This is a genomic window from Streptomyces griseofuscus (assembly GCF_014673495.1).
Lineage (GTDB): Bacteria > Actinomycetota > Actinomycetes > Streptomycetales > Streptomycetaceae > Streptomyces > Streptomyces murinus.
The window spans coordinates 7537924-7559174 of record NZ_CP051006.1 but is presented as its reverse complement, the minus strand read 5'-3'; the positions used below and the strand labels follow the sequence as shown (position 1 = coordinate 7559174).

Below are 21251 nucleotides of genomic sequence, written 5' to 3'. Positions count from 1 at the left end.
GGTATGGCAGTGAAATCGGCCGATGCCCGGCTCGAGGAACGCTGGCGGGACATCCTCGCCGTGCACGCGCGCACGATGTGCGAGATCGACCGTGCGCTGCACCCCTACGGGCTGGGCGCCAGCGACTTCGAGGTGCTGGACATCCTGGCCGCCGAATCGCCCCGCGAGGGCGACCACTGCCGGGTGCAGAACCTGGTCGGCCGGGTGCATCTCAGCCAGAGCGCTCTGTCCCGGCTGATCGGCCGGCTGGAGAAGGACGGCCTGGTGGAACGCTCGGTGTGCGCCGAGGACCGCCGGGGCGTCTGGGTCGCCCTCACCGCCAAGGGCCGCGCCCTGCACACCGAGGTACTGCCGGTGCAACGGGCCGTCCTCGGGCGGATGCTGGCCGAGCCGGAGGGCTAGGGCCTGTCTGACCATTCCCGTCGTCGCCCGGAGGGCGGCCGCGCGGCGTCAGGTGCGTGCTCTCGGGGTGCCGGGCGTAGGCCCTCGTACTGGACGTACTCGGGTCTGCGCCCGGTGCCGCGAGAGTGCGTGCATGGCGTCGCGCGGCAGACGGGAATTGTCAGACAGGCCTAGGGCCGCGCTCGTTTGGATCATGCCGGGCTCGCGGGGTCTGGTGCCGCTCGTGGAGGTCAGACGCCCTCCGGTGGGTCGTCCGGGCGGCGGTCCATCGGGCGGCGCGGCGGGATCGGGGTCGTCGGGAAGTCGCGGGGGCCGGTCCACAGGGACGGTACGGCGTCGCAGCGGCGGCACAGTTCATAGGCGACGGCCTCGTAGTTGACCCGCCAGCCCCGGAAGTGGGGCCATGCCTCCTCGGGGGTGCGCTCGGCGCGGAAGCCGGTCGAGTCCAGCATCGCCACGGCCGCGTCGAACTCGGCGTAGGTGAGCCGGATGGGCGCGTTCGGCGCGGGGTCCTCCTCGAAGGGGGCCCGCACCGCGCGGGCGATGTCGCGCAGCGCGCTGAACCCGGCCCGCAGTACCAGGCGGGCCTCCGGCGGCGCTGACTTCGGATCCAGGGCGAGCTGGAGCGCCGCCGCGTCCATCACGGCGACCAGTCCCACCAGCCAGCTGCGGTACGGGCGCGGGGAGCGGAACGTCAGCAGCACCGGGTAGGTGGAGTGGCTCTCGCCCATGTCCGAGGCCAGCCGTTCCCACGCCCGGTACAGCTCAGGCAGCGCGGTCTCGGTGTCGACCAGCCACTGCCTGGCCAGGATCTCCGGGCCCCAGGAGGGCTCGCCCGCCCTCGCCTGGAGGAGGGTCACCTCGACCTCGCGGCGGTTGTAGGCGGCGTAGAGCGTGGGCAGGTAGGCGATCTGGAGCGCGATCAGGACCGGCCCGGTGGCCGCCGCGAAGAAGTCGAGGACCGACAGCTTCCACCGGGCGCCGCTGGCGAAGCCGAGCGTGAACAGGCTGGAGCCGGCCTCGCGGAACGCGGTCGTCCAGGTCAGTGAGGACAGCGCGAACAGCAGCAGCCCGAAGCCGAGCAGGGCGCCGATGAGCCAGCTGGCGAGCATGCCGATCAGCATGAGGGGCGCCAGCCAGGTCTGGGCGCGGTCGATGGCCTCGTAGTCACCGCGCAAAGTGGTCAGCCGCAGGAGCCTGCGCAGCAGCCACCACAGGCGGAAGACCAGCGTGGAGTAGAGGCCCCTCGGGACGACGAGGGTGCGCAGGATGCTGCTCAGCACGGCGAGGAGCAGCAGGGCGCCCGCGGTGCCGGCGATGTATTCCATGACCGTATTTTGGCGCGCGCGGGGGATGGTGATCGACTTCGGGCGCGGCCGCCCGCCGGTCCGCGGCGGCCTGCCGCGCTCCCCCGCCCTCCGGGGAGGCGCCCTCAGCGGGCCAGCAGCGTCCGCACCCCCTGGGACGTCAGCGTGAGCGCGTGCTCCGAGCTGCCGTCTATCGCCAGGGAGATCTCCTCGTCCGGCCACTGCGAGGCGAGCGCGCCCAGCGGGATGAGGCGGTAGCGGGAGACGAAGGGCAGGAGTTCGGCCATCTCGTTCTCCGTGGTGAAGACGGGGACGACCGGGTCTCCCCCGGGCTGTTCCAGGATGGGCAGAGCCACCGTCGTGGCGTCGGCGCCCTCGCCGTCGATCGCGTCGTCCGGCACGGGGACGAGCACGTCGCTGTGGGCGAGGGTGTCCAGGGCCCTCTGGTCCTCGGCATTGGCGACCAGGTCGTCCAGCGCCTGCTGGGCGGGCGTCGGAAGGGCGTCGTGTGCGGGTGTCTCCATGGCAGATCCCCAGGTAGCGGTGGTCGTACGGGCCACCCGGACGGCTGCCCGGGCGGGCTCCCGCCTCGCGTACCCGGTGCGGGCCCGAGGCATGCGTGCGAACCGCAAGAGGCGCGGGGCGGGGCCCGGACTCGGGCAAGTGTGCGAAATGGTGGCGGTCCGGCGCACGGGACGCGAGGCGGTGCTCAGGCCCTGAGGACCTCCTCGCCCGGCGCCGGGCTCGGGGCCAGGGCCTCCTGGGCGCGCACCCGGCGCCTGCTGAGCAGCAGGGTGCCGAGGAAGGAGATGACGAGGGCGACCACGACGCCCAGGTTGGCGTACGCCCACGCGCCGGTACGGCCGCCGAGGCCCAGCGGTCCGAGGAGGTAGCCCTGCCAGCCCAGCCAGTGCGCGGCGGTGTTGGTGACCAGGCCCCAGCCCACGGCCGTGGCCGCGAGGGTGAGCAGCGGGGGCACCAGCGGGACGTCGCCGTAGCGGCCGTACGGGCGGAACAGGTCGCCGTCGTCGTAGTTGCGGCGGCGCAGCGCGAGGTCGGCCAGCATGACGCCGGACCAGGCGGCGACGGGCACCCCGAGCGTGGTGAGGAAGCCCATGAACTGGCCGAGGAAGCCGCCGGCGAAGAAGACGATGTAGATCGAGCCGGCGATCATCAGACAGCCGTCCCAGAGCGCGGCCAGATAGCGGGGCACGCGCAGTCCGGCGGAGAGCAGGGCGAGGCCGGAGGAGTAGATGTCGAGGACGGCGCCGCCGACCAGGCTGAGCACGGCGACCACGGCGAACGGCACCAGGAACCAGGTGGGCAGGATGGTGGTCAGGGCGCCGATCGGGTCGTCGGCGATGGACCGGCTCAGCTGCGGCGAGGACCCGGCCAGCAGTACGCCGAAGACCAGCAGCAGCACGGGCGCGAGCGAGCCCCCGAAGGTGGTCCAGCCGATCACGCCCCGGCCCGAGGAGTCGCGCGGCAGATAGCGGGAGTAGTCGGCGGCGGCGTTGATCCAGCCGAGGCCGAAGCCCGCCATCATGAACACCAGCGCGCCGATCATCTGCTGCGCGGATCCGCCCGGCACCGCCTTGACGGCGTCCCAGTCGACCTGGTGGGCGACGAGGCCGACGTAGACGAGGGTCAGTACGCCGGTGACCACGGTGATGACCGTCTGGAGCCGCATGATCAGGTCGAAGCCGATGACCCCGGCGACGACGGTCAGCGCGGCCACCACCATCAGGGCGACCACCTTGGTCTCGGTGCCGCCGCCCCAGCCGAGGCTGGTGAAGACGGTCGCGGTGGCCAGCGTGGCGAGCGAGATGAGGGCGGTCTCCCAGCCGACGGTGAGCATCCAGGAGACCACCGACGGCAGCCGGTTGCCGCGCACCCCGTAGGCGGCGCGGCTGAGCACCATCGTGGGCGCCGAGCCGCGCTTGCCGGCGACCGAGACGAAGCCGCACAGCAGGAACGAGACGACGATGCCGATGGTGCCCGCGACGAGGGCCTGCCAGAAGGAGATGCCGAAGCCGAACGCGAAGGCGCCGTAACTGAGCCCGAGCACGGAGACGTTCGCCCCGAACCAGGGCCAGAACAGCATGCGCGGGGTACCCCTGCGGTCCGCGTCCCCGATCACGTCGAGCCCGTGCGTCTCCAGCTGGATCGGGCGGGCGGCGGCCCTGTTGTCGGTGATGCCGAGGGGGTCGCGCGGATGCGTCATCACGGCCTACCTGTCTGACGTGTCGAGATCACGCTAGGTCGGCACCGCGGGGGCCGCAACGCAAGGCACTCGGGATCCTCGTCAGTCGCGGCCCTCCTCGACGTCCTGCTCGGGGTTCTCCTCGGCGGGCCCTTCCGCCTGGGACGGAGTGGTGCGGGTCGGCTGCGCCGCCCCCATGTCCTCCGGCTCCCGCTCGCCCTCGGCCTGGGAAGGGGTGGTGTATTCGCTCATCGGGGGCCTCCCCCGCCGTGCGTACGTCTGTGGGCACGCCCCGAGTACCCGCCCGGCGGGGGTGTCATGAGGGGGCGGACGGGTGAAACCGCCGCGGTGCGGCCCCTGGACCGACGCGGACCCGGATCGGGACGGCCCCGGATCGACGCGGCCCCGGTCGACGGGGGGTACGCACTCCGATGCCGACCGGCGGCGTGGCGTGCACGGGCCCGGTGCCGTCCCCGGCGAGGATGGCGCACGGCAGAGGCCGGCTCGGAGGCGGGTGGTGCGGGTATGACGGTGAACCGTGTCGGCCTGGTCGTGCACGGCGGGCGCGCCGAGGCGCAGGCGGCCGCGGGGGCGGTGCGCGACTGGTGCGCGGAGCACGCGGTGGAGTGCACCGACATCGACGTATGGCAGGAGGGCGCGCGGCACAGCGCCCGCGCGGAGGTCGACGCGGCGGGCGACCCGGACCTGATCGTCACGCTCGGCGGTGACGGCACCTTCCTGCGCGGCGCCCGGCTCGCGGCGGAGAACGACGCCCTGGTGCTCGGCGTGGACCTCGGACGGGTGGGCTTTCTGACCGAGGTGCCGGCCCCGGCCGTACGGGCGGCGCTGGACGCCGTGCGCGAGGAGCGGATCACCGTGGAGAGCCGGATGCTGCTCACCATGCGGGCGTCGTGCCGCCTTGAGGTGCCCGCGCAGATGGAGGCGCTGATGCAGTACGGGCGCGGGCCGATGCTGCCGCCGCCCCGGGTGCGCGTGGACTGCGCGGCGGGCGGCGACTGGGGAGTCGCGCTGAACGTCACCGCGCTCAACGACGTCGTCCTGGAGAAGCTGGCCCGGGACCGGCAGGTGTCGGTCGCGGTGTATCTGGCCGGCCGGCTGCTGGCCTGCTACTCGGCGGACGCGCTGCTGGTCGCCACGCCCACCGGCTCCACGGCCTACAGCTTCGCCGCCGGGGGGCCGGTGGTCTCGCCGCGCGCGGAGGCGCTGGTGTTCACGCCGGTGGCCCCGCACATGGTGTTCAACCGCTCGGTCGTGGCCGCCCCGGACGAGCCCGTCGCGCTGCGGGTGCTGGAACGCTCGGGCCAGGCCGCGGTCAGCATCGACGGCCAGTTGCGCGGGGTACTGAGCCCCGGCGACTGGATCGGCGTGTACGCGGCACCCCGGCGGCTGAAGGCGGTGCGGCTGGGTCCGACGGACTTCTACGGCCGGTTGCGTGAGCGGATGAACCTCACCGACGCGCCGGCCGCGCTCGCCGACGGCCGGGCCGCCCCGCTGTGGCCGATGACCTCGCCGCGCCCGGCCGACCTCGCCCATCTGGCGCTGCCGGGCGCACCGGATCCCGCTCCCGGAGGTACACCCCCTACGGCGTGACCCGAGCGGTGCGCTCGGAGCCTCGGACACGGTCCGCCTGACACGCTCGCGGGCGGCGTCCGCGAGCCGGTCGCGTTCCTTCGCGAACCGGGGCGCGAGCGTCGCCCGGAGGGTCACGCCGTCCCACCGCAGGCCGGGTTGTTCCACCGCGGCGCCGACTGTACGGCGCGCGGTTCAGTCGAACAGGCCCTGGTTGCCTTCCTTGCGCACCACGCACAGCGCCCAGATGGTGAACGCGGCGAGGGCGATCATCACGATCGACCAGACCGGGTAGTACGGCAGGGACAGGAAGTTGGCGATGATGATCAGCGCGGCGATCACCACGCCGGCCGCCCGCGCCCAGGTCGACACCTTCATGAGTCCCAGGCCGACGATGACGGCGACGGCACCCAGGACGAGGTGCACCCAGCCCCAACCGGTGAGGCTGAACTGGAAGACGTAGCTGCGGGTGGCGAGGAAGACGTCGTCCCGGGCGATCCCCATGATGCCGCGGAAGATGTCCAGGACGCCGGTGAGCAGCAGCATCACCGCGGCGAACGCGGTCAGCCCGGTGGCCCACAGTTCCTTGGTGGTGGGCTCGCGCGTGGTGCCGGCGCCAGGGCCGCTGCCGGGGCCGGTGTTGTGGTGTGCGTGGGGTGCGGTCATCGTGCCACCTCGATTCTCTCCGGTGTGCGGTAGGTCGGTGCGGGGCGGTTCAGTGCGGGGAGGTGGAGGAGACGGTTCCCGAGCGGCCGGATCCGGTGGATTCCGGCCCCGTGCCTCCGGACGCGCCCGCCGATGTGCCCGTGGCCGGTCCGTGGGCGGCGAACACCATGTCCTTCGCCTTGCGGAACTCGTCCTCGGTGATGTCTCCGCGGGCCTTCATCTCGGACAGCCGGGTGAGTTCGTCGGCGCTGGAGGTGCCGCCCCGGGCGGTCTCGCGGATATAGCTGTCGAACGCGCGCTGCTGGGCGCGGGCCTGCTCGACCTCGCGGCGGCCCATGCCCTTGCCGCGGGCGATCAGATAGACGAAGACGCCGAGGAACGGCAGGACGACGACGCACACCAGCCAGGCGGCCTTGGCCACGCCGCCCATGGAGTCGTCGCGGAAGATGTCCATGACCACCCGGAAGAGCAGCACGAACCACATGATCCACAGGAAGAACACCAGCATGGACCAGAAGACGCTCAGCGCCGGATAGTCATAAGCGAGGTAGGTCTGGACGCTCATGTCGTTCCCTCCGTCCCGGGTCCGCGCCCGGTGGTCGGTCGTCCATCGTCCTCAGGCTGCGCTTCGGCGGGAGAAGGACGCCTCACCCTGCGCGGGTGAACGGCGGCCGGCTCCGGGGCCCGGGGGGCTCCGGTGCGCGGTCGTCGCCGAGGTGCGGCCCCGTCGGGATCGTGCTCCGGCCGGGGGACGGGCCGTGCGGGCCGTACGGACCCGGGTCGCGCGAGGGAGGTCATGGCTCCTCCGTCCCGTGCCCGAGGCCGCTCCCGGCCGGCCGACGGGGCCTTGTGCGGGGACCTCACCAGGACAGCGTGGCCCCTGACGGCCCGTACGGGATCACCCCTGGCGGGTGATCCCGTACGGGGGCAGGGGCGCTGAGGTGGGTAGCGGGCGCAGGCGGGCCCGTCTGCGGAGCAGCGGCGGAAGAGACACGCGATGACCGATCCAGCGAGGCGCGTCCCGTCGAAGGACGCCCGGCGCTCCCTGTACAGCGGGTCGGAACGCCGGGCCGCGGCCGCGTCGTTCGCGCGGACGGTGGCCATCCTGACCGCCCTGATCGCCGCCTACTACCTGGTGCCGCTGGACGCCCGCACCACCCTGGCGACGGCCCTTCTGCTGCTGTGCGGGCTGCTCGCGGTCGCGGTGGTCTTCGGCTGGGAGGCCTGGATGATCATGAACGCGCGGTACCCCCGGCTGAAGGCGGTGGAGGCGCTGGTCGCCACGGTGGGCCTCTATCTGGTCGTCTTCGCCAGCGTTTACCACATCATCGAGCACGACACCCCCGGTTCCTTCTCCGAGCCGCTGACCCGGACCGACGCCCTGTACTTCACGCTGACCACGTTCACCACCGTGGGGTACGGCGACATCACCGCGCGCTCGGAGGCGGGCCGGGTGGCGGTGATGTGCCAGATGGCCTGCGGACTGCTGCTGGTGGGGGTGGCCGTACGGCTGCTCGCGGCGGCGGTGAACGCGGGGCTGCGCAGGAAGGGGCGGGAGCCCTAGGGGGCCAGGGGTCTGAGGGCTGAGGAGGTCCGGGGGCTCACTGCGGGGCCTGGCGCATCTCCAGGACGCGCAGGCCGAGGGACTGGCAGCGGGCGAGCAGGCCGTACAGCTGCGTCTCGTCCAGGACGCGGCCGAACAGGATGGTGTGGCCGGACACCACCACGTGGTCCAGCTCGGGGAACGCCTTGGCCAGCGTCTCCGTCAGCTCGCCGTCGACGCGAATCTCGTAGCGCATGAGGTGCCTTCCCCGCGTGCCGCGGACGGGCGTACCCGGCCCTCTTCCTGCGATCCTGCGCCCCGGTACGGCGCCGGGCCTCACCCGTCGCAGGTGATGTGGGCCCGCGCGGTCACAGCAGGCCCAGTTCGCGGGCGCGGTGCACGGCGTCGTGCCTCCGGTTCACGCCCAGCTTGCGGTAGGCGCTCTTGAGATGGGTCTTGACCGTGTTGACGGAGACGAAGAGGTCGGCGGCGATCTCCTCGGTGGACATCATCTCGGCGAGCCGGACCAGCACATCGCGTTCCCGGCCGCTCAACTCCTCGATCATCGGCGGCGGTTCGGGCACGGCCGGGGTGCCGTCCGGGGAGCCGGCGCCGGGCAGCAGCCAGCCCTCGGCGAGCGGGCGCAGCGCCGGGGTGGCCAGCAGCGGCCGCAGCCAGGGTCCCGCCTCCTTGAAGGGGCGCCGCAGCCGGTCCCGCCGGGCCTCGCGCAGCGCCTGCGCCACCAGCCGGCGCCGGGCCTCCCGGTCGCCCTCGACCCCGGCGAGCTCCGCCTCGACCAGGGCCGACCGTACGGCGATCAGGGGGCCGGGAGTGTGCCCCGGGCGTATCCGGTCGAGCAGGTCGAGGGCGTGCCCGGGGCGGCCCGCCGCCAGCTCCGCCTGGGCCGCGCCCACCAGGCACAGCGGGTCCTCGCCCGGCAGCTCTGTCAGCAGCTTGACGGCCAGCTCGGGCCGCCCGTCGGCGAGATGGGCCCCCGCGGCCACCAGCGCCGCGTGCGCCTCGGCCCAGGGGGACGGCTCATCTGCGACGACGGTCCGGTCGGCCGCCTCCAGAGCGCCCTCGGTGTCGCCCCGGGCGAGCAGGAGGCGTGCGGTGACCAGGGCGTGCAGCGCCTGGGCCACCGGGTCGCGCGCCGGGGGCCGGACGTCGGCCGCGTCGAGCGGCGCGTCCACAAGTGCCTCGGCCCGGTCCAGTTCGTCGCGGTCCGTGGCGACGGCGGCCAGGACGAGGGTGGCCGGGCCGATCCCGGGGAGCACGGAGGGGTCCGTGTGGTCGGCGGCGGCGAGCGCGGCGAGGGCCTTGCGTTCGGCGCGGCCGGGGTGGCCGTCGAGGTGGTCGAGCAGGGCGAGATGGGCGAGGCACTCCTCGCGGACCTGAGCCGTCGAGGGGCGCTCCGGTGCCACCGGGCTGCGCGTCTTGACCGGGGACGCCGGCTCCGGGGCCCGTACCTGCGCCGCTGCCGCCGGCGTCGTACGGCCGTGGTCCGTCACCGCGGTCAGGGCCGCGCGCGCCTGCGTGAACCGTCCGGCCCACAGCCGGGCCGCGCCGAGGTGGGCGCGCAGCAGGGCGGTCAGCTCGGGGTGCCGGTCCAGGAGTCGGCCGGGGACCTCCTGCTTCAGCTCCTCGGCACGGTGGGCGGCGGCCTCGGCGCGCGCGGGAGAGCCGGTCAGCCGGGCGGCGAGGACATGCAGGAGGGCGCAGCCGAGCCGGGCGGCGGCGGTCTCGGCCGGTTCGGACTGCTCCTGGTGCGGCGCGCGGGTGAGCCCGTTCGGCTCCTGGACCGGCCGGTTCGTGGCGTCTTCCAGCTCCCGCGTGGCACGTTCCAGATGCGGCAGGCCCCGGTCGAGGTCGCCGAGGGAGAGTGCGCGGGCGGCGCGGACGAGGTCGGTGGCCGGGGTCCGCGGCTCGGGGCCCATGGCGGCGAAGAGCGCGGCCAGGGGCTCGGCGCGCGGTCCTGTGAGCAGTTCGCCGAGGGCGAGGTCGCCGACGAGGGCTCCGGCGGCGGCCGCCCAGTCGCCGGCTGCGGCGGCGTGCTCCAGGGTCTCGACGAGCGGTCCGTGGCGCCGCAGCCAGGCCGCCGCCCGGCGGTGCAGCTCGGTCTCCAGGCCGGGGTGGCGGGCCCGCAGATGGGCGCGCAGGATCTCCCGGAACAGCGGGTGCAGCCGGAACCAGGAGTGCCCGAGGTCCTCCACGAAGGCGTTCTCGCGGTGCAGCGCGGTGAGGATCAGCTCGGCGTCGGCGCGCCCGGTGAGCGCGTCGGCGAGGGCGGGGCAGAACCGGTCGAGGACGCTGATCCGCAGCAGCAGGTCCTGGGTCTCGGCGCGCTGCCGCCTCAGCACCTCGGCGATCAGATAGTCGCCGATGGTGGTGCGGTCGGCCTCGAACTCCTTCAGATACGACCGCGGGTCGCGCTCTCCCTGCGCGGCCAGGGCGCTGAGCCGCAGTCCCGCCGCCCAGCCCCGGGTGCGGGCCAGCAGCGCGCCGATCTCGTCGGGCGGCAGCCGTATGCCGTGCAGGGCCAGCAGGTCGCCGGCCTCCTCGGGGGTGAAGGCCAGTTCGTCGTTGCGGATCTCGGTGACGGCCCCGGCCGCCCGGTAGCGGTGCAGCGGCAGCAGCGGCTCGGTGCGGGTGACGAGGACCAGTCGTACGCCGGTGTCCGCGTGCCGGAGCACGAACTCCAGCTGGTCGGCGATCTCCGGGTCGGTGACCCGGTCGTACTCGTCGATGACCGCGGTCACCGGTGCCTCGCGGGCGCTGAGTTCCGCCGCGAGCCGGGTGAGCAGCGCGTCGTCCACGCGGCCCGCCTCGGCGGGCAGGCCCACCTCGGCGGAGAGGGTCACCCCGGCCAGCCGCAGGGCCTGGAGGAGGTAGGCCCAGAACGTGCCGCGGCCCTTGTCGGCCATCTGCGCGGTGAGCCAGGCGACCGGGGTCCGCCGGGTCGCGGCCCAGTCGGCGACCAGCAGGGTCTTGCCCGCCCCGGCCGCACCGCCGACCACGGTCAGCGGGGTGCGCGGAGCCAGGTCCAGATGCCCGAGCAGCCGGTCGCGGCGCAGATAGGTCACCGGGAGGGTGGGGATCGCGAACCGTGTCCGCAGGAACGGGTCCCCACAGGGATCGGCGGTCCCGAGGGGGTCCGCTCCGGTCTCGTCCGGCACGCCCATGGTGGTCACCACCATCGTCGTCGGGTCGCGGACAGCGCGCTCCGCTCCTCCCCCCAGGATCACCCCTGGGGGGAGGAGCGCCACACGAGAGGGTGGTGTCCGGTGCGGGGCGGCTCAGTCCGTGGTGGACGAGGCGCGGCGCGGCAGCTTCCAGTTCGGGCGCGGGAAGTGGCAGGTGTAGCCGTTCGGGTAGCGCTCCAGGTAGTCCTGGTGCTCGGGCTCGGCCTCCCAGAAGTCGCCGACCGGCGCCAGCTCGGTGACCACCTTGCCGGGCCACAGGCCGCTGGCCTCGACGTCCGCGATGGTGTCGACGGCGACGCGGTGCTGCTCCTCGCCGTCGTAGAAGATCGCGGAGCGGTAGCTGCGCCCGATGTCGTTGCCCTGGCGGTCCCGGGTGGTCGGGTCGTGGATCTGGAAGAAGAACTCCAGGACGTCCCGGTAACTGGTGACCGCGGGGTCGTACAGGATCTCGATGGCCTCGGCGTGGTCGCCGTGGTCGCGGTAGGTGGCGTTCGGGGTGTCGCCGCCGCTGTAGCCGACGCGGGTGGCGACCACGCCGGGCTGCTTGCGGACCAGATCCTGCATGCCCCAGAAACAACCGCCCGCCAGTACGGCTCGCTCGGTTCCCGCTGTCATCGGTCGCTCCCTGTTTCGTCCGGCCCCGCACCCCTGTTGACGTGCCGGGGGCACGGTCATCCAGCGTAATACCGCCCGCGCGTAAGGGGCGAAGGGCCACCGGCTTCGCGCGCGGGCGGCGCGGTCAGGCGCACACCCGGGGCAGCAGTCCGTCGAGGCGGCGCGGTATCCACCAGTTGGCGCGGCCCATGAGGAACATCGCGGACGGCACCAGGACCAGCCGGACCACCGTGGCGTCCACGATCACGCTGATCGCGAGGCCCAGCGCCAGCATCTTGACGACCACGGTCGGCGAGGCGGTGAAGGACAGGAACACCGCGGTCATGATCAGGGCCGCGGCGGAGATCACCCGGGCGGTGGCGGACAGCCCCTCGCCCACGGCGAGCCGGTTGTCTCCGGTGCGGTGCCAGGCCTCGGCGATCCGCGACAGCAGGAAGATCTCGTAGTCCATGGACAGCCCGAACACGATCGCGAACATCATCATGGGGACGTACGACTCGATGGGCACCGGTTCCGAAAGACCGAGCAGCGCGTCGCCCCAGCCCCACTGGAAGACGGCGACGAGGACGCCGTAGGACGCGGCCGTGGTGAGCAGGTTCAGGACGACGGCCTTCAGCGGGATCACCAGACTGCGGAAGACGACCAGGAGCAGCAGGAAGGCGAGGAGCAGCACGATCCCGATGACGAGCGGCAGCCGCTCGCCGATGGTGGCGCGGAAGTCGGCCTGTCCGGCCACGGTGCCGGTGAGATAGGCGCGGGCGCCGGTGCCGTGCAGGGCCACGGGCAGGGTCCGGTCGGAGAGGGTGTCGAGCAGGGTGCCGGTGGCGGCGTCCTGGGGGCCGGTGGCCGGGGTGAGCGTGGTGACGAGGATGCTGCCGTCGGGGCTGGCCCGTACGGGGGTGAAGGCGGCGACCCCGGGGGTGGCCCTGAGGGCGTCGGTCACCTCGGTGGTGATCCGGTCGGCGGGGGTGTGCGCCCGGCTCAGGTCGATCACGGTGACGACCGGGCCGTTCGCACCCTTGCCGAAGCCCGGTCCGTCGGCGGCCGCGATCCAGTCGTAGGCCGTACGGGTGCTGCTGCCGGGCCGGTCCGCGCCCGCGTCCACATGGCCGAGGCGCAGCGAGAGCGCCGGCGCGGCGCAGACGGCGAGGATGGCGGTGCCCGCGGCGAGGAAGAGCCAGGGGCGGCGGGCGACGAGCGCGGCGTAGCGGTTGCCGCCGGGGCGTGCGCCGGTGCCCTCGGCGACGGGGCGGCGGCGCAGCCGGACCCGGTCGATCCGGGTGCCGATCAGGCCCAGGGCGGCCGGGACCAGGGTGAGGGCCGCGGCCGCGGTGACGACGACGGCGAGGGTGGCCGCGAGCCCGATCCGGCCGATGAAGCTCAGCCCGCACGCGTAGAGGCTGAGCATGGCGACGGCGACGGTGAGGGCGGCGATCAGCACCGCGCGGCCGCTGGTGCGGGCCGTGCGGGCGGCGGCGGTCACGGGGTCGTGGCCGTCGATCAGGTCCTGCCGGAAGCGGGTGGTCAGGAACAGGGCGTAGTCGATGCCCACGCCGAGGCCGATCATGCCCGCGAGGGTCATCGCGGAGGTCGCGAAGGAGACGACACCGGCGACGACGCCGACCACACCGAGCCCGACGCCGACGCCGATCAGCGCCGTGGCCAGGGGCAGCAGCGCGGCCAGGACGCTGCCGAAGGCGAGCAGCAGGATGACGAGGGCGGTGACGACGCCGACGCCCTCGCTGAGCTTGTCGTTCGCGGGCTGCCGTACGACCTGGTCGAGATCGCCGCCGTAGGCGACGCCGAGGCCCGCCGCGCGGGCGGGTGCGGTCGCCGTGTCGAGCCGGGCGGTGTAGCCGTGGCCGAGGTTCTTCAGCTGCTCGTCGAAGGTGACGGTGGTCTGGGCGGTGCGCCCGTCCGTGCTGGTCACGGGCGCCCCGACGGCCGTGACATGAGGCAGTCCGCGCAGCGCGGCCAGGGTGCGGTCGAGCCCGGAGCGCCGGTCGGCCACGGTGCCAGCCTCGGTGTGGAAGACGATCTTGCCGCTGGGCCGGCCCGCCTGCGGCAGGGAGCGGGCGAGCAGGTCGGCGCCGGTGTGGGAGGCGGTGCCGGGCAGGCTGACCTGGTCGCTGAAGACGGGTCCGACGAGGTGCCGGCCAGTGAGGGCGGCGACGAGGATCAGCAGCCAGACGGCGATGACGGTCAGGGGGTGCCGGGCGCAGCGGCCGCCCAGGCGGCCGAGGGGACCGCGGTCGGCGGGGCCCGGGGCGCGCTCAGGGGCGGCCGGGTCCGGTTCGGGGGGCGCCGAGGGGTGTGAGGTGGTTCGGGGCACCGGGGGTCTCCAAAGCTGTCCGGGAAAAGTGTCACGACTGACACGAACTCTAGGGAGAAAATGTCACGCATGACAATTGGCATCCGTGACAATTTATGGAAGGTTTGCGGACGCGATGGCGCCGTGAGGGGACACGGAGGTGGCACGAAGGTGGCACGCGTGCCGATTGACAGTCGCGACACCAGGACGGGAGGCTTCGGCCATGGCCAGTGAGACCACCCCCGCCGGACTGCGCGAACGCAAGAAGGAGGAGACGCGCCGCCTGCTGCTGGAAGGGGCCGCGCGACTGTTCAGGGAGCGGGGGTTCGAGAGCACCACGGTCGCGGACATCGCCGCGTACGCGAACGTCTCCGTGCGCACGTTCTTCCGCTACTTCGAGAGCAAGGAAGAGGTGCTGCTGCCGGACGGCGTGCAGATCTTCGCGTACGTGGAGCGGGCGCTGGCCGCGCGGCCGGCGGACGAGGAGCCGCTGGACGCGGTGTGCGCCGCGCTGCTGGAGGCGGCCAAGCCGTTCTCGGCGTCCACGCTGACCGCCCTGACCCGGCCGCTCGGGGACGTGGAGAACGTGGTCACGGCCCGGCTCGTGCAGGCCTTCGCCGACTTCGAGGAGCGGCTCGCGGTGCTGGTGCGGGAGAGGCTGCCGCGGGACACACCCGACGCCGATCTGCGGGCGGCCGTGATCGCGGGCGCCGCCCTCTCCGCGGTGCGTGCGGTGCTGCGCACCCGGCGGGCGAACCGCGCGGCGGGCGTCGAAGACCCGGAACCGGCGCCGCTGCGGCGGGCGTTCGGGATGCTGCGGGAGATCGGCGGCCGGGAGGGGGCGTGAGGGCGGGCGGGGTGCCGGTGAACGGGCCGTACGGCGAAGCGAGTTGACCGGCCGCCGAACCGACCCGCGACCGCGAGCCGTGACCAGCTCCCCCCAACGGCCTTGCCGCGGTTTCGAGTTGACACCCTGGGCGGCCCCCCCCCCGCCCAGGGGGTGTCAGCCGGGCCGGGTCACATCTTCGCGCCGAAGTCCTGCGTCCACCAGGGGCCGCCCGGGCCCTTGTGCACACCGACGCCGATGTTCTTGAAGGCGCAGTTGAGGATGTTGGCGCGGTGCCCGGAACTGTGCATCCAGGAGTCCATCACGGAGGCCGGGGTCTGCTGGCCCATGGCTATGTTCTCGCCGTACGTCGACCACCGGTAACCCGCGGCGGTGATGCGCTGCCCGGGGTCCACGCCGTCCGGGTTGACGTGGTCGAAGAAGTTCCGCGCGGCCATGTCGTCGGAGTGCGCCTGCGCCGCCTGCTGGAGCTGCGGATCCGCCGTCAGCGCGGAGCAACCGGCGCTCGCACGCTCCTTGTTGACCAGTGCGATCACCTGGCTGACCGTGTCACCGGCCGGCGCGGGCGCGGTGGTGCGCACCGGGGCCTGCGGAGTGGTCGGGCGCGGCGTCGGCGTGCTCTTTCTCGTCGGGCTCGGACTCGGGCTCCTGGTGGGCTTCTTCTTCGGCTTCTTCGGCTTCTCGGACTTCGAGGCGGACGGCGAGGGCGATGCCGAGGTGGGTACGGCGCTGGGCGCGGAGAGGTCCGCCACGGAGGCGTTCGCGCTCCGCTCGGCGGCGGTGTCACCGCCGCCGGACCCGCTGTCCATGCCGAAGTACCAGAGGCCGCCGCCCGCGACACAGGCCACGACGACGCCACCGACGACCCGGCGCCGCATGCGCCTGCGGCGCCGGGTCGCGCCGCGCGTGCCGCCGCGTCCGCCGCCGTGCCCGCCCGAACGGCCCCGCGCGACCCGCCGCCCGCCTCCGGAACCGGAAACCGAGCCTGAGCCCGAAGCCGAGCCTCCGCCCGAGCCCGGACCGCCGGTCCCGGTCGAGGCGTCGAACGGGAAGTCCGCCGCGACCGGCGCCATCCCGGCGAAGGCGGACGCGGAGCGCAGCGCGGCGAACAGCCCGGGCGCCGCGGCGACCAGCGCGAGTCCGGCCAGCAGCCCCTCCGCGGGCATCAGTCCGCTCCACAGCCCGGAGCAGCGCGAGCAGCCGCGGGCGTGCCGGGCGATGCGCTTGCGCCACAGCGCCGAGGGCTTGCCGTCCCAGGCGGCCAGCACGCCGCGCAGCTCCTCGCAGCGGGGCCGCGCGTCGAGCGCCCTTACCACCACCCGGGCCGCCTCCAGCTGGGCCTTCATCCGCTGCACGCGGACCGCGGTGTGCTCCGGCGTCAGCTCCAGGGCGGCGGCGACCTCGGCGCGGGTCAGCTCGCCCGCGCACTCCAGCCACCACAGCGACAGCAGCCCCCGGTCGTCGGGCTCCAGCCAGCGTGTGGCGTGCGCGGTCTCCTGGCGCTGGCCCGACAGCTGGAGCTGCACCACCGTCAGGTCCACGAAGTCGGCGCCCGGGTCGGCCAGGTCGTACGCCTCCTCCACGGTGGCGGGCGCGGACTGCCGGTCCTGCCAGTGGCTACGGACCTGGTTCATCGCGATCGCGACGAGCCAGGAGCGGAAACGCTCGGGGGCACGCAGCCCGTCCAGGCCGTCGAGGGCGCGCAGCATGGTCTCCTGCACCACGTCATCGACGTCCACCGAGCCGTTCAGCGCCCGCCCCACGATGTTGTAGACCAGCGGCAGATAGGCGCTGATCAGGGCGTCCTGGGCCGCCGCGTCGCCCTCGCGGGCCGCGATCACCAGGGCCGCCGTCTCCACCGCATCCGTGTGCCGTGTGCTCATCAGATGTTTCCCGTCCTCGACGCCGAACGATTGTTCCCGATGACTGGGAGACCGTTCGAAGCGGCCCGGATAACAGTTGTCGGGCAGCGAATTCCGGTCGCTTCCGGCAACGGGTTCCCGACAGGGGGCGCGGGGGTGCGGCACGGCTCAACCCCGGCCGGAGGCCGCCAGGTTCACAGGTTCAAAGTTGGTCTAGTCCTCTTGACGGAGGGATGCGGCGGCGGTTTGGTATGTACCAACATCCCCGCCGTGCACGGCACCACCACCCCACCACCCCATGACCTAGGGGCATCCCCGAGAGGGGCACACTGTCATGCACCTGGCAAGACTGGGCGGACTCGCCGCCTCCGCCTGCGCGTTCGCGCTCGCGGCCACCGGCGCTTCCGTCGCCCTCGCCCCCGCGAGCAACGCGGCGACGAGCGGCGCCGCGGGAAACAGCGTCTACTCCGTCGCTCCCTACGTCGACATGTCGAACGGCCAGGAGGGCCTGCTCGACACCGCCATCACCGGGCACCACCTCAAGGCCTACACGGCCGCCTTCGTCCTCGGCGAGGGCTGCAACCAGGTCTGGGGCGACACGCTCCCCATCGGCAACGACTCCTACACCGACCCCGAGATCGCCAGGGCCAGGTCCGAGGGCGCCTCGGTGATCATCTCCTCGGGCGGCGCCAGCGGCCTGCCGCTCGCCTGGACCTGCACCACCCAGAGCAGCATCGACGCCGGGTACCAGGCCCTCATCGACGACTACGGCGTCACCCAGCTGGACTTCGACGTCGAGGGCGCCGCCGTCGCGGACACCGCCGCCGCGGCCCGCCAGATGCAGGCGATGAAGGACCTCAAGGCGGCCAACCCGAACCTCCAGTTCTCCATCACCCTGCCGGTGTTGACGAGCGGGCTGACCAATGACGGCGTCAACATCCTCAAGGCCGCCAAGAACGCGGGCGTCAAGATAGACGTGGTCAACATCATGACCATGGACTACTACGCCGGTACGGGCGCCGAGATGGGCCAGGGCGCGATCGACGCGGCCAAGGCCACACTGGCGCAGATGCAGTCCGTCGACCCGGGGTACGGCTACGCCAATCTCGGCATCACCCCGATGATCGGCAAGAACGACGACGGCTCCACGTTCACCCTGGCCGACGCCCAGACGGTCGAGAGCTTCGCCGCGCAGAACGGCGTGGGGCGGCTCGCCTTCTGGTCGGTCAACCGGGACCAGCCGTGCGGCGGCAGCGCCAACTCCCTGCCCACGTGCAGCGAGATCAGCCAGAGCAGCCTGGCGTTCACGGACGCCTTCGTGCCGTACGAGGGCAGTTCGGGCGGCGGGGGCGGTGGCGGCGGTACGAGCAGTGACTTCTCACTGTCCCTCTCCCCCGGTTCCGCCTCGGTCGCCCAGGGCGGCTCCGCGACCGCGAGCGTCGCCACCGCCACCACCTCGGGCAGCGCCGAGTCCGTGGCCCTCACCGCCTCCGGCGCGCCCTCCGGCGTCACCGTCTCCTTCAGCCCGGCGTCGGTGACCTCCGGCGGCTCCTCGACCCTGACGGCGGCCGTCGGGTCGTCCGTGGCCGCGGGCAGCTACCCGATCACGGTCACCGGCAAGGGCACCGGCGGCACCCACAGCGCCACCTACACGCTCACCGTCACCGGCAGCGGGGGCGGTGGCGGCGGGGGCTCGCTGACCAACGCCGGGTTCGAGAGCGGGAGCCTCGGCCCCTGGACCTGCACCGGCGGCAGCACCCTGGTCTCCACCCCCGTCCACTCGGGCGGCCACGCCCTCCAGGTCACCCCCGACTCCGGGGGCACCGGCGAGTGCGACCAGACCGTCACCCTGTCCCCCAACCACAGCTACACGCTCACCGGCTGGGTCCAGGGCCCCTACGCCTACCTCGGCGTCAGCGGCGGCGCCACCGCCAGCACCTGGTCGAACAGTTCGATCTGGAACCAGCTGAAGGTCTCCTTCACCACCGGCAGCAGCGGCACCGTCACGGTGTACGTCCATGGGTGGTACGGCCAGGGCAGTGTGTACGCCGACGATCTCGCCCTCGGCTGAGCAGCACGCCCCGCAGGGGTCGTCCCGTACCCGGGCAACGGCCCGCACGGGTCCCCCGAACGCGCGCCCGGTGCCTGTCCGCAGGTGCCGGGCGCGCGGTGATGCGTGAGCCTGGAGGGGTGTCTGGTGTTCCCGCCGGCCGGATCCCCGCGCCGTACGCCGCCCCGGGGCGCCGGGCGGTCCAGGTGACGCTGGTCGCCGCGGGCGGTTTCTCTCTCTTCCGCTACGGCCTGGACCGCCCCGTCGCCGCCACGTACGCCCTGTTCGCCGCGGTGGCGCTGGGCGGCCTCTCCAGGATCCCGGGCACCGGGCGGCAGCGCGCCGTGGTGGTACTGCGGCTGATCCCGGTGGGCTGGCTGCTGGTGGTCGTCGGGACGTATCTGTCGGTGCGGACCTGGAGCGCCGTCGTCGGCATGCTGGTCGTCGGCTTCGCGCTGGCCTTCTCCGCCGTGGGCGGCCCGCGCCCGGCCGGGGCCGCGCCGGGGCTGCAACTCCTGTACATCCTGCCGTCGTTCCCGCCCTACGACCCCGGCCAGCTCGGCGACCGGCTGCTCGGTACGACCACCGGCATGGCCCTGCTCGTCCTCGCCGAGGCCCTGCTCTTCCCCGAACGGACCCCGCCGCCGTACCGGGCGCGCGCCGCCCACGCGGCCGCCGTCGCGGCCCGCTGCACCACCCTGCTCGCCGCCCCGCCCTACACCCTCTCCCGGGCCGAGATCCGTACCGCCCGGGAGGCGGGACACCGGCTGCGCTCCCTGACGGTGCCCGAGGCGGACCGTCCGGCGGGCCCGGGCGTACGGGACCGCGCCCTGTCCCACACGGGCCTGGCGACCCGAGCGCTGCTGAGCAGGCTGCCCCGGCTGTCGGCCATGTCGGGGGGCGGCGTCCGGCCGCTGACCACGCCCGACGGCGATGTCCGGCCGCCGGCCGCGCCCTGTAGCCCGCCCGACGCCCTCGTCACCGCCGTACTCGACGCGGCCGCGCGGCTGGCCACCGCCACCGCGAGCTGTCTGCGCGAGGGCGCCTCGCCCCTGGCCGCCTACCAGGAGCTGGCCGCGGTCCGTGCCGTGCTGTCCGCCCGGTCCGCGGCCCATCCGGGGGAAGGGGGGACACCGGCGCCGGACGTGCTGCGGCGGCACGCGGCCGTACTGGAGGTCGCCGACGCCGCGCTGGCGATGGGGGCGGCGGCCGATCTCGCGGTGCACGGCCGGCGGGCCTCGGTGAGCGGGCCGCCAGAGCGCTTCTGGTACGCCGCCACCCGGGGCCCCGCGCTGTGGTGGCACCGGGTGCGCGGACATGCCGAACGGCGCTCGGTGTTCTTCCAGAACGCGGTGCGCATCGCCCTGGCGCTGACGGCGGCGCGGCTGGTGGCGGGCGTGGACACGCTCCCGCACGGCTTCTGGGCGACGCTGGCGACCCTGACCCTGACCCGCACCACCATGGACGAGACCTGGAGCACCATCAGGTCCGCGCTCGCCGGCACCCTGGCCGGCGCCCTGGTGACCGGCGGCACGCTGGCCCTGGTCAGCACCCACACCAATGTCTACGCCGTGCTCCTCCCCCTGTGGATGCTGTTCGCCTTCACGGTCGGGCCGGTCAAGGGGGTCGGCTGGGCGCAGGGTCTGTTCACCGTGCTGGTGGCCCTGGTCTTCGCCCAGCTGGCGCCGCCGACCTGGCGGCTGGCGGAGGTGCGGCTGCTCGATGTGCTGGTCGGCAGCGCGATCGGCGCGGTGTTCGGGCTGCTGGCCTGGCCGCGCGGCGCCCATGACGAGCTGCGGTACGCGACGGCGGAGCTGCTGCGCAGGGCGGCCGAGATCGTGGTGGCGACCAGTGCCTCAGTGGCCCTGGCGGGGCCGCTGCGGCGGGCGGCCGTACCGGCGGGGATGCCGGGGCACCGCTCGCTCCAGCACGCCGTGATCCTGGCGGAGTCCGCGTACGGGCAGTTCCAGAGCGAGCCGACGCCGTTCGGCGGCCGGGGGCGCGGGCCGGTGCTGCCCACGGTGGACTGGCAGGCGGCCCTGATGGCCGGGCATCACACCCTGTGGGGTTCGGAACGGCTGCTGGAGCCGCCGTGCACCGGCCTCGGCTCCACCGCCACCAAGGTCAGCGGCCTCGGGGACCGGGTGGCCGGGCGCATGCTGCTGGTCTCCGCGGCCCTGGACCCCGGCGGCGACACCCCGACGGGCCCGGTGCCCCGGCTCGCCCGGTCCCTGGCGGACGCCGACGCGGAGCCGCCGGGCGCGCCCCGGCTCTACTACGCCACCGTGTCCTGGCTGGACTCCCTCATGGCCGATCTGTCCAGGATCGCGCGCGGGGCCGAGGAACTCGGGACGGACGGGGACGGGGAGGGTGTGGGCCGACCGGGTGGTGCCGAGAGCGGACCCGAGGACACCGAGGACGGCGCCGCGACCACCGGAAACAGGCCCGACGGCACCGGGGACACGGCCGGCGAACCCCGAAGGGGACGGGCCGGTCCCGGACCGGTTCCCCCGGACTGACCCCTACGGGTCGCTGCGGATCGCCCGTCCAGGGGTAGGCGTGAGGTGAGGCCCGGCTCTCCCCCGCGTACGGCGCTCACCACGGTGCGTGCCCCGCGGCCGCCGAGGGCCGGACACAACGGCGTCGGCCCGG

At 73.9% G+C, this 21251-nt stretch carries 17 protein-coding genes; 6 read left to right on the top strand and 11 right to left on the bottom strand.

Annotated elements, in window-relative coordinates; all coding sequences use genetic code 11:
- Window positions 1-3: 3 nt before the first annotated feature.
- Entirely contained in the window at window positions 4-402 is a 399-nt protein-coding gene (locus HEP81_RS34315; RefSeq protein WP_037655817.1) for a MarR family winged helix-turn-helix transcriptional regulator, read from the top strand.
- Window positions 403-632: 230 nt separating this feature from the next.
- Here the strand turns inward: HEP81_RS34315 and HEP81_RS34310 are convergent, their stop codons facing one another.
- The 4 genes from HEP81_RS34310 to HEP81_RS34295 form a co-directional block, all read right to left on the bottom strand.
- Window positions 633-1730 (bottom strand): hypothetical protein, encoded by a 1098-nt coding sequence (locus HEP81_RS34310; RefSeq protein ID WP_093680205.1) that lies wholly within the window; start codon window positions 1728-1730, stop codon window positions 633-635.
- A gap of 104 nt (window positions 1731-1834) precedes the next feature.
- Complete coding sequence (locus HEP81_RS34305; RefSeq protein ID WP_037655818.1) at window positions 1835-2233, bottom strand: SseB family protein; 399 nt, start codon at window positions 2231-2233, stop codon at window positions 1835-1837.
- A 185-nt stretch (window positions 2234-2418) separates the two neighbouring features.
- Window positions 2419-3933, bottom strand: a complete 1515-nt coding sequence (locus HEP81_RS34300) for a purine-cytosine permease family protein (protein WP_037655820.1) — start codon at window positions 3931-3933, stop codon at window positions 2419-2421.
- A gap of 81 nt (window positions 3934-4014) precedes the next feature.
- Entirely contained in the window at window positions 4015-4164 is a 150-nt protein-coding gene (locus tag HEP81_RS34295) for a hypothetical protein (protein WP_161250034.1), read from the bottom strand.
- Between the two features lie 273 nt (window positions 4165-4437).
- Here HEP81_RS34295 and HEP81_RS34290 point away from each other — a divergent pair, with 273 nt between their 5' ends.
- Complete coding sequence (locus HEP81_RS34290; RefSeq protein WP_037655821.1) at window positions 4438-5523, top strand: NAD(+)/NADH kinase; 1086 nt, start codon at window positions 4438-4440, stop codon at window positions 5521-5523.
- A 174-nt stretch (window positions 5524-5697) separates the two neighbouring features.
- On the opposite strand, the gene HEP81_RS34285 is transcribed toward HEP81_RS34290, so the two are convergent.
- On the bottom strand, window positions 5698-6168 hold the full coding sequence (locus HEP81_RS34285) for a DUF7144 family membrane protein (protein ID WP_037655823.1): 471 nt from the start codon (window positions 6166-6168) through the stop codon (window positions 5698-5700).
- Window positions 6169-6217: 49 nt separating this feature from the next.
- Entirely contained in the window at window positions 6218-6733 is a 516-nt protein-coding gene (locus HEP81_RS34280; RefSeq protein ID WP_037655825.1) for an SHOCT domain-containing protein, read from the bottom strand.
- 432 nt (window positions 6734-7165) lie between these two features.
- Here HEP81_RS34280 and HEP81_RS34275 point away from each other — a divergent pair, with 432 nt between their 5' ends.
- Window positions 7166-7732 (top strand): potassium channel family protein, encoded by a 567-nt coding sequence (locus tag HEP81_RS34275; RefSeq protein ID WP_078967372.1) that lies wholly within the window; start codon window positions 7166-7168, stop codon window positions 7730-7732.
- 37 nt (window positions 7733-7769) lie between these two features.
- Here HEP81_RS34275 and HEP81_RS34270 read toward each other — a convergent pair whose 3' ends face one another.
- From HEP81_RS34270 to HEP81_RS34255, 4 genes are all read right to left on the bottom strand, one after another.
- Window positions 7770-7967, bottom strand: a complete 198-nt coding sequence (locus HEP81_RS34270; RefSeq protein WP_037655827.1) for a hypothetical protein — start codon at window positions 7965-7967, stop codon at window positions 7770-7772.
- Between the two features lie 112 nt (window positions 7968-8079).
- Window positions 8080-10908, bottom strand: a complete 2829-nt coding sequence (locus HEP81_RS34265; RefSeq protein WP_172637031.1) for a winged helix-turn-helix domain-containing protein — start codon at window positions 10906-10908, stop codon at window positions 8080-8082.
- Between the two features lie 99 nt (window positions 10909-11007).
- Entirely contained in the window at window positions 11008-11529 is a 522-nt protein-coding gene (gene msrA / locus HEP81_RS34260; RefSeq protein WP_037655828.1) for a peptide-methionine (S)-S-oxide reductase MsrA, read from the bottom strand.
- Window positions 11530-11653: 124 nt separating this feature from the next.
- Window positions 11654-13861, bottom strand: coding sequence for an MMPL family transporter (locus HEP81_RS34255; protein ID WP_078967373.1), 2208 nt, complete (start codon window positions 13859-13861; stop codon window positions 11654-11656).
- Window positions 13862-14063: 202 nt separating this feature from the next.
- Here HEP81_RS34255 and HEP81_RS34250 point away from each other — a divergent pair, with 202 nt between their 5' ends.
- The gene (locus tag HEP81_RS34250) at window positions 14064-14687 is read left to right on the top strand and encodes a TetR/AcrR family transcriptional regulator (protein ID WP_037655830.1); all 624 of its coding nucleotides are present in this window, start codon (window positions 14064-14066) and stop codon (window positions 14685-14687) included.
- 170 nt (window positions 14688-14857) lie between these two features.
- Here HEP81_RS34250 and HEP81_RS34245 read toward each other — a convergent pair whose 3' ends face one another.
- Window positions 14858-16570, bottom strand: coding sequence for a sigma-70 family RNA polymerase sigma factor (locus HEP81_RS34245; protein ID WP_037655832.1), 1713 nt, complete (start codon window positions 16568-16570; stop codon window positions 14858-14860).
- 313 nt (window positions 16571-16883) lie between these two features.
- Between HEP81_RS34245 and HEP81_RS34240 the strand changes: the two genes are divergently transcribed.
- The gene (locus tag HEP81_RS34240; RefSeq protein ID WP_037655834.1) at window positions 16884-18620 is read left to right on the top strand and encodes a carbohydrate binding domain-containing protein; all 1737 of its coding nucleotides are present in this window, start codon (window positions 16884-16886) and stop codon (window positions 18618-18620) included.
- A 119-nt stretch (window positions 18621-18739) separates the two neighbouring features.
- Window positions 18740-21118 carry an FUSC family protein gene (locus tag HEP81_RS34235; protein ID WP_243279679.1) on the top strand — a complete coding sequence of 793 codons (2379 nt, stop codon included), beginning with the start codon at window positions 18740-18742 and terminating at the stop codon, window positions 21116-21118.
- The last annotated feature ends 133 nt before the right edge of the window (window positions 21119-21251 follow it).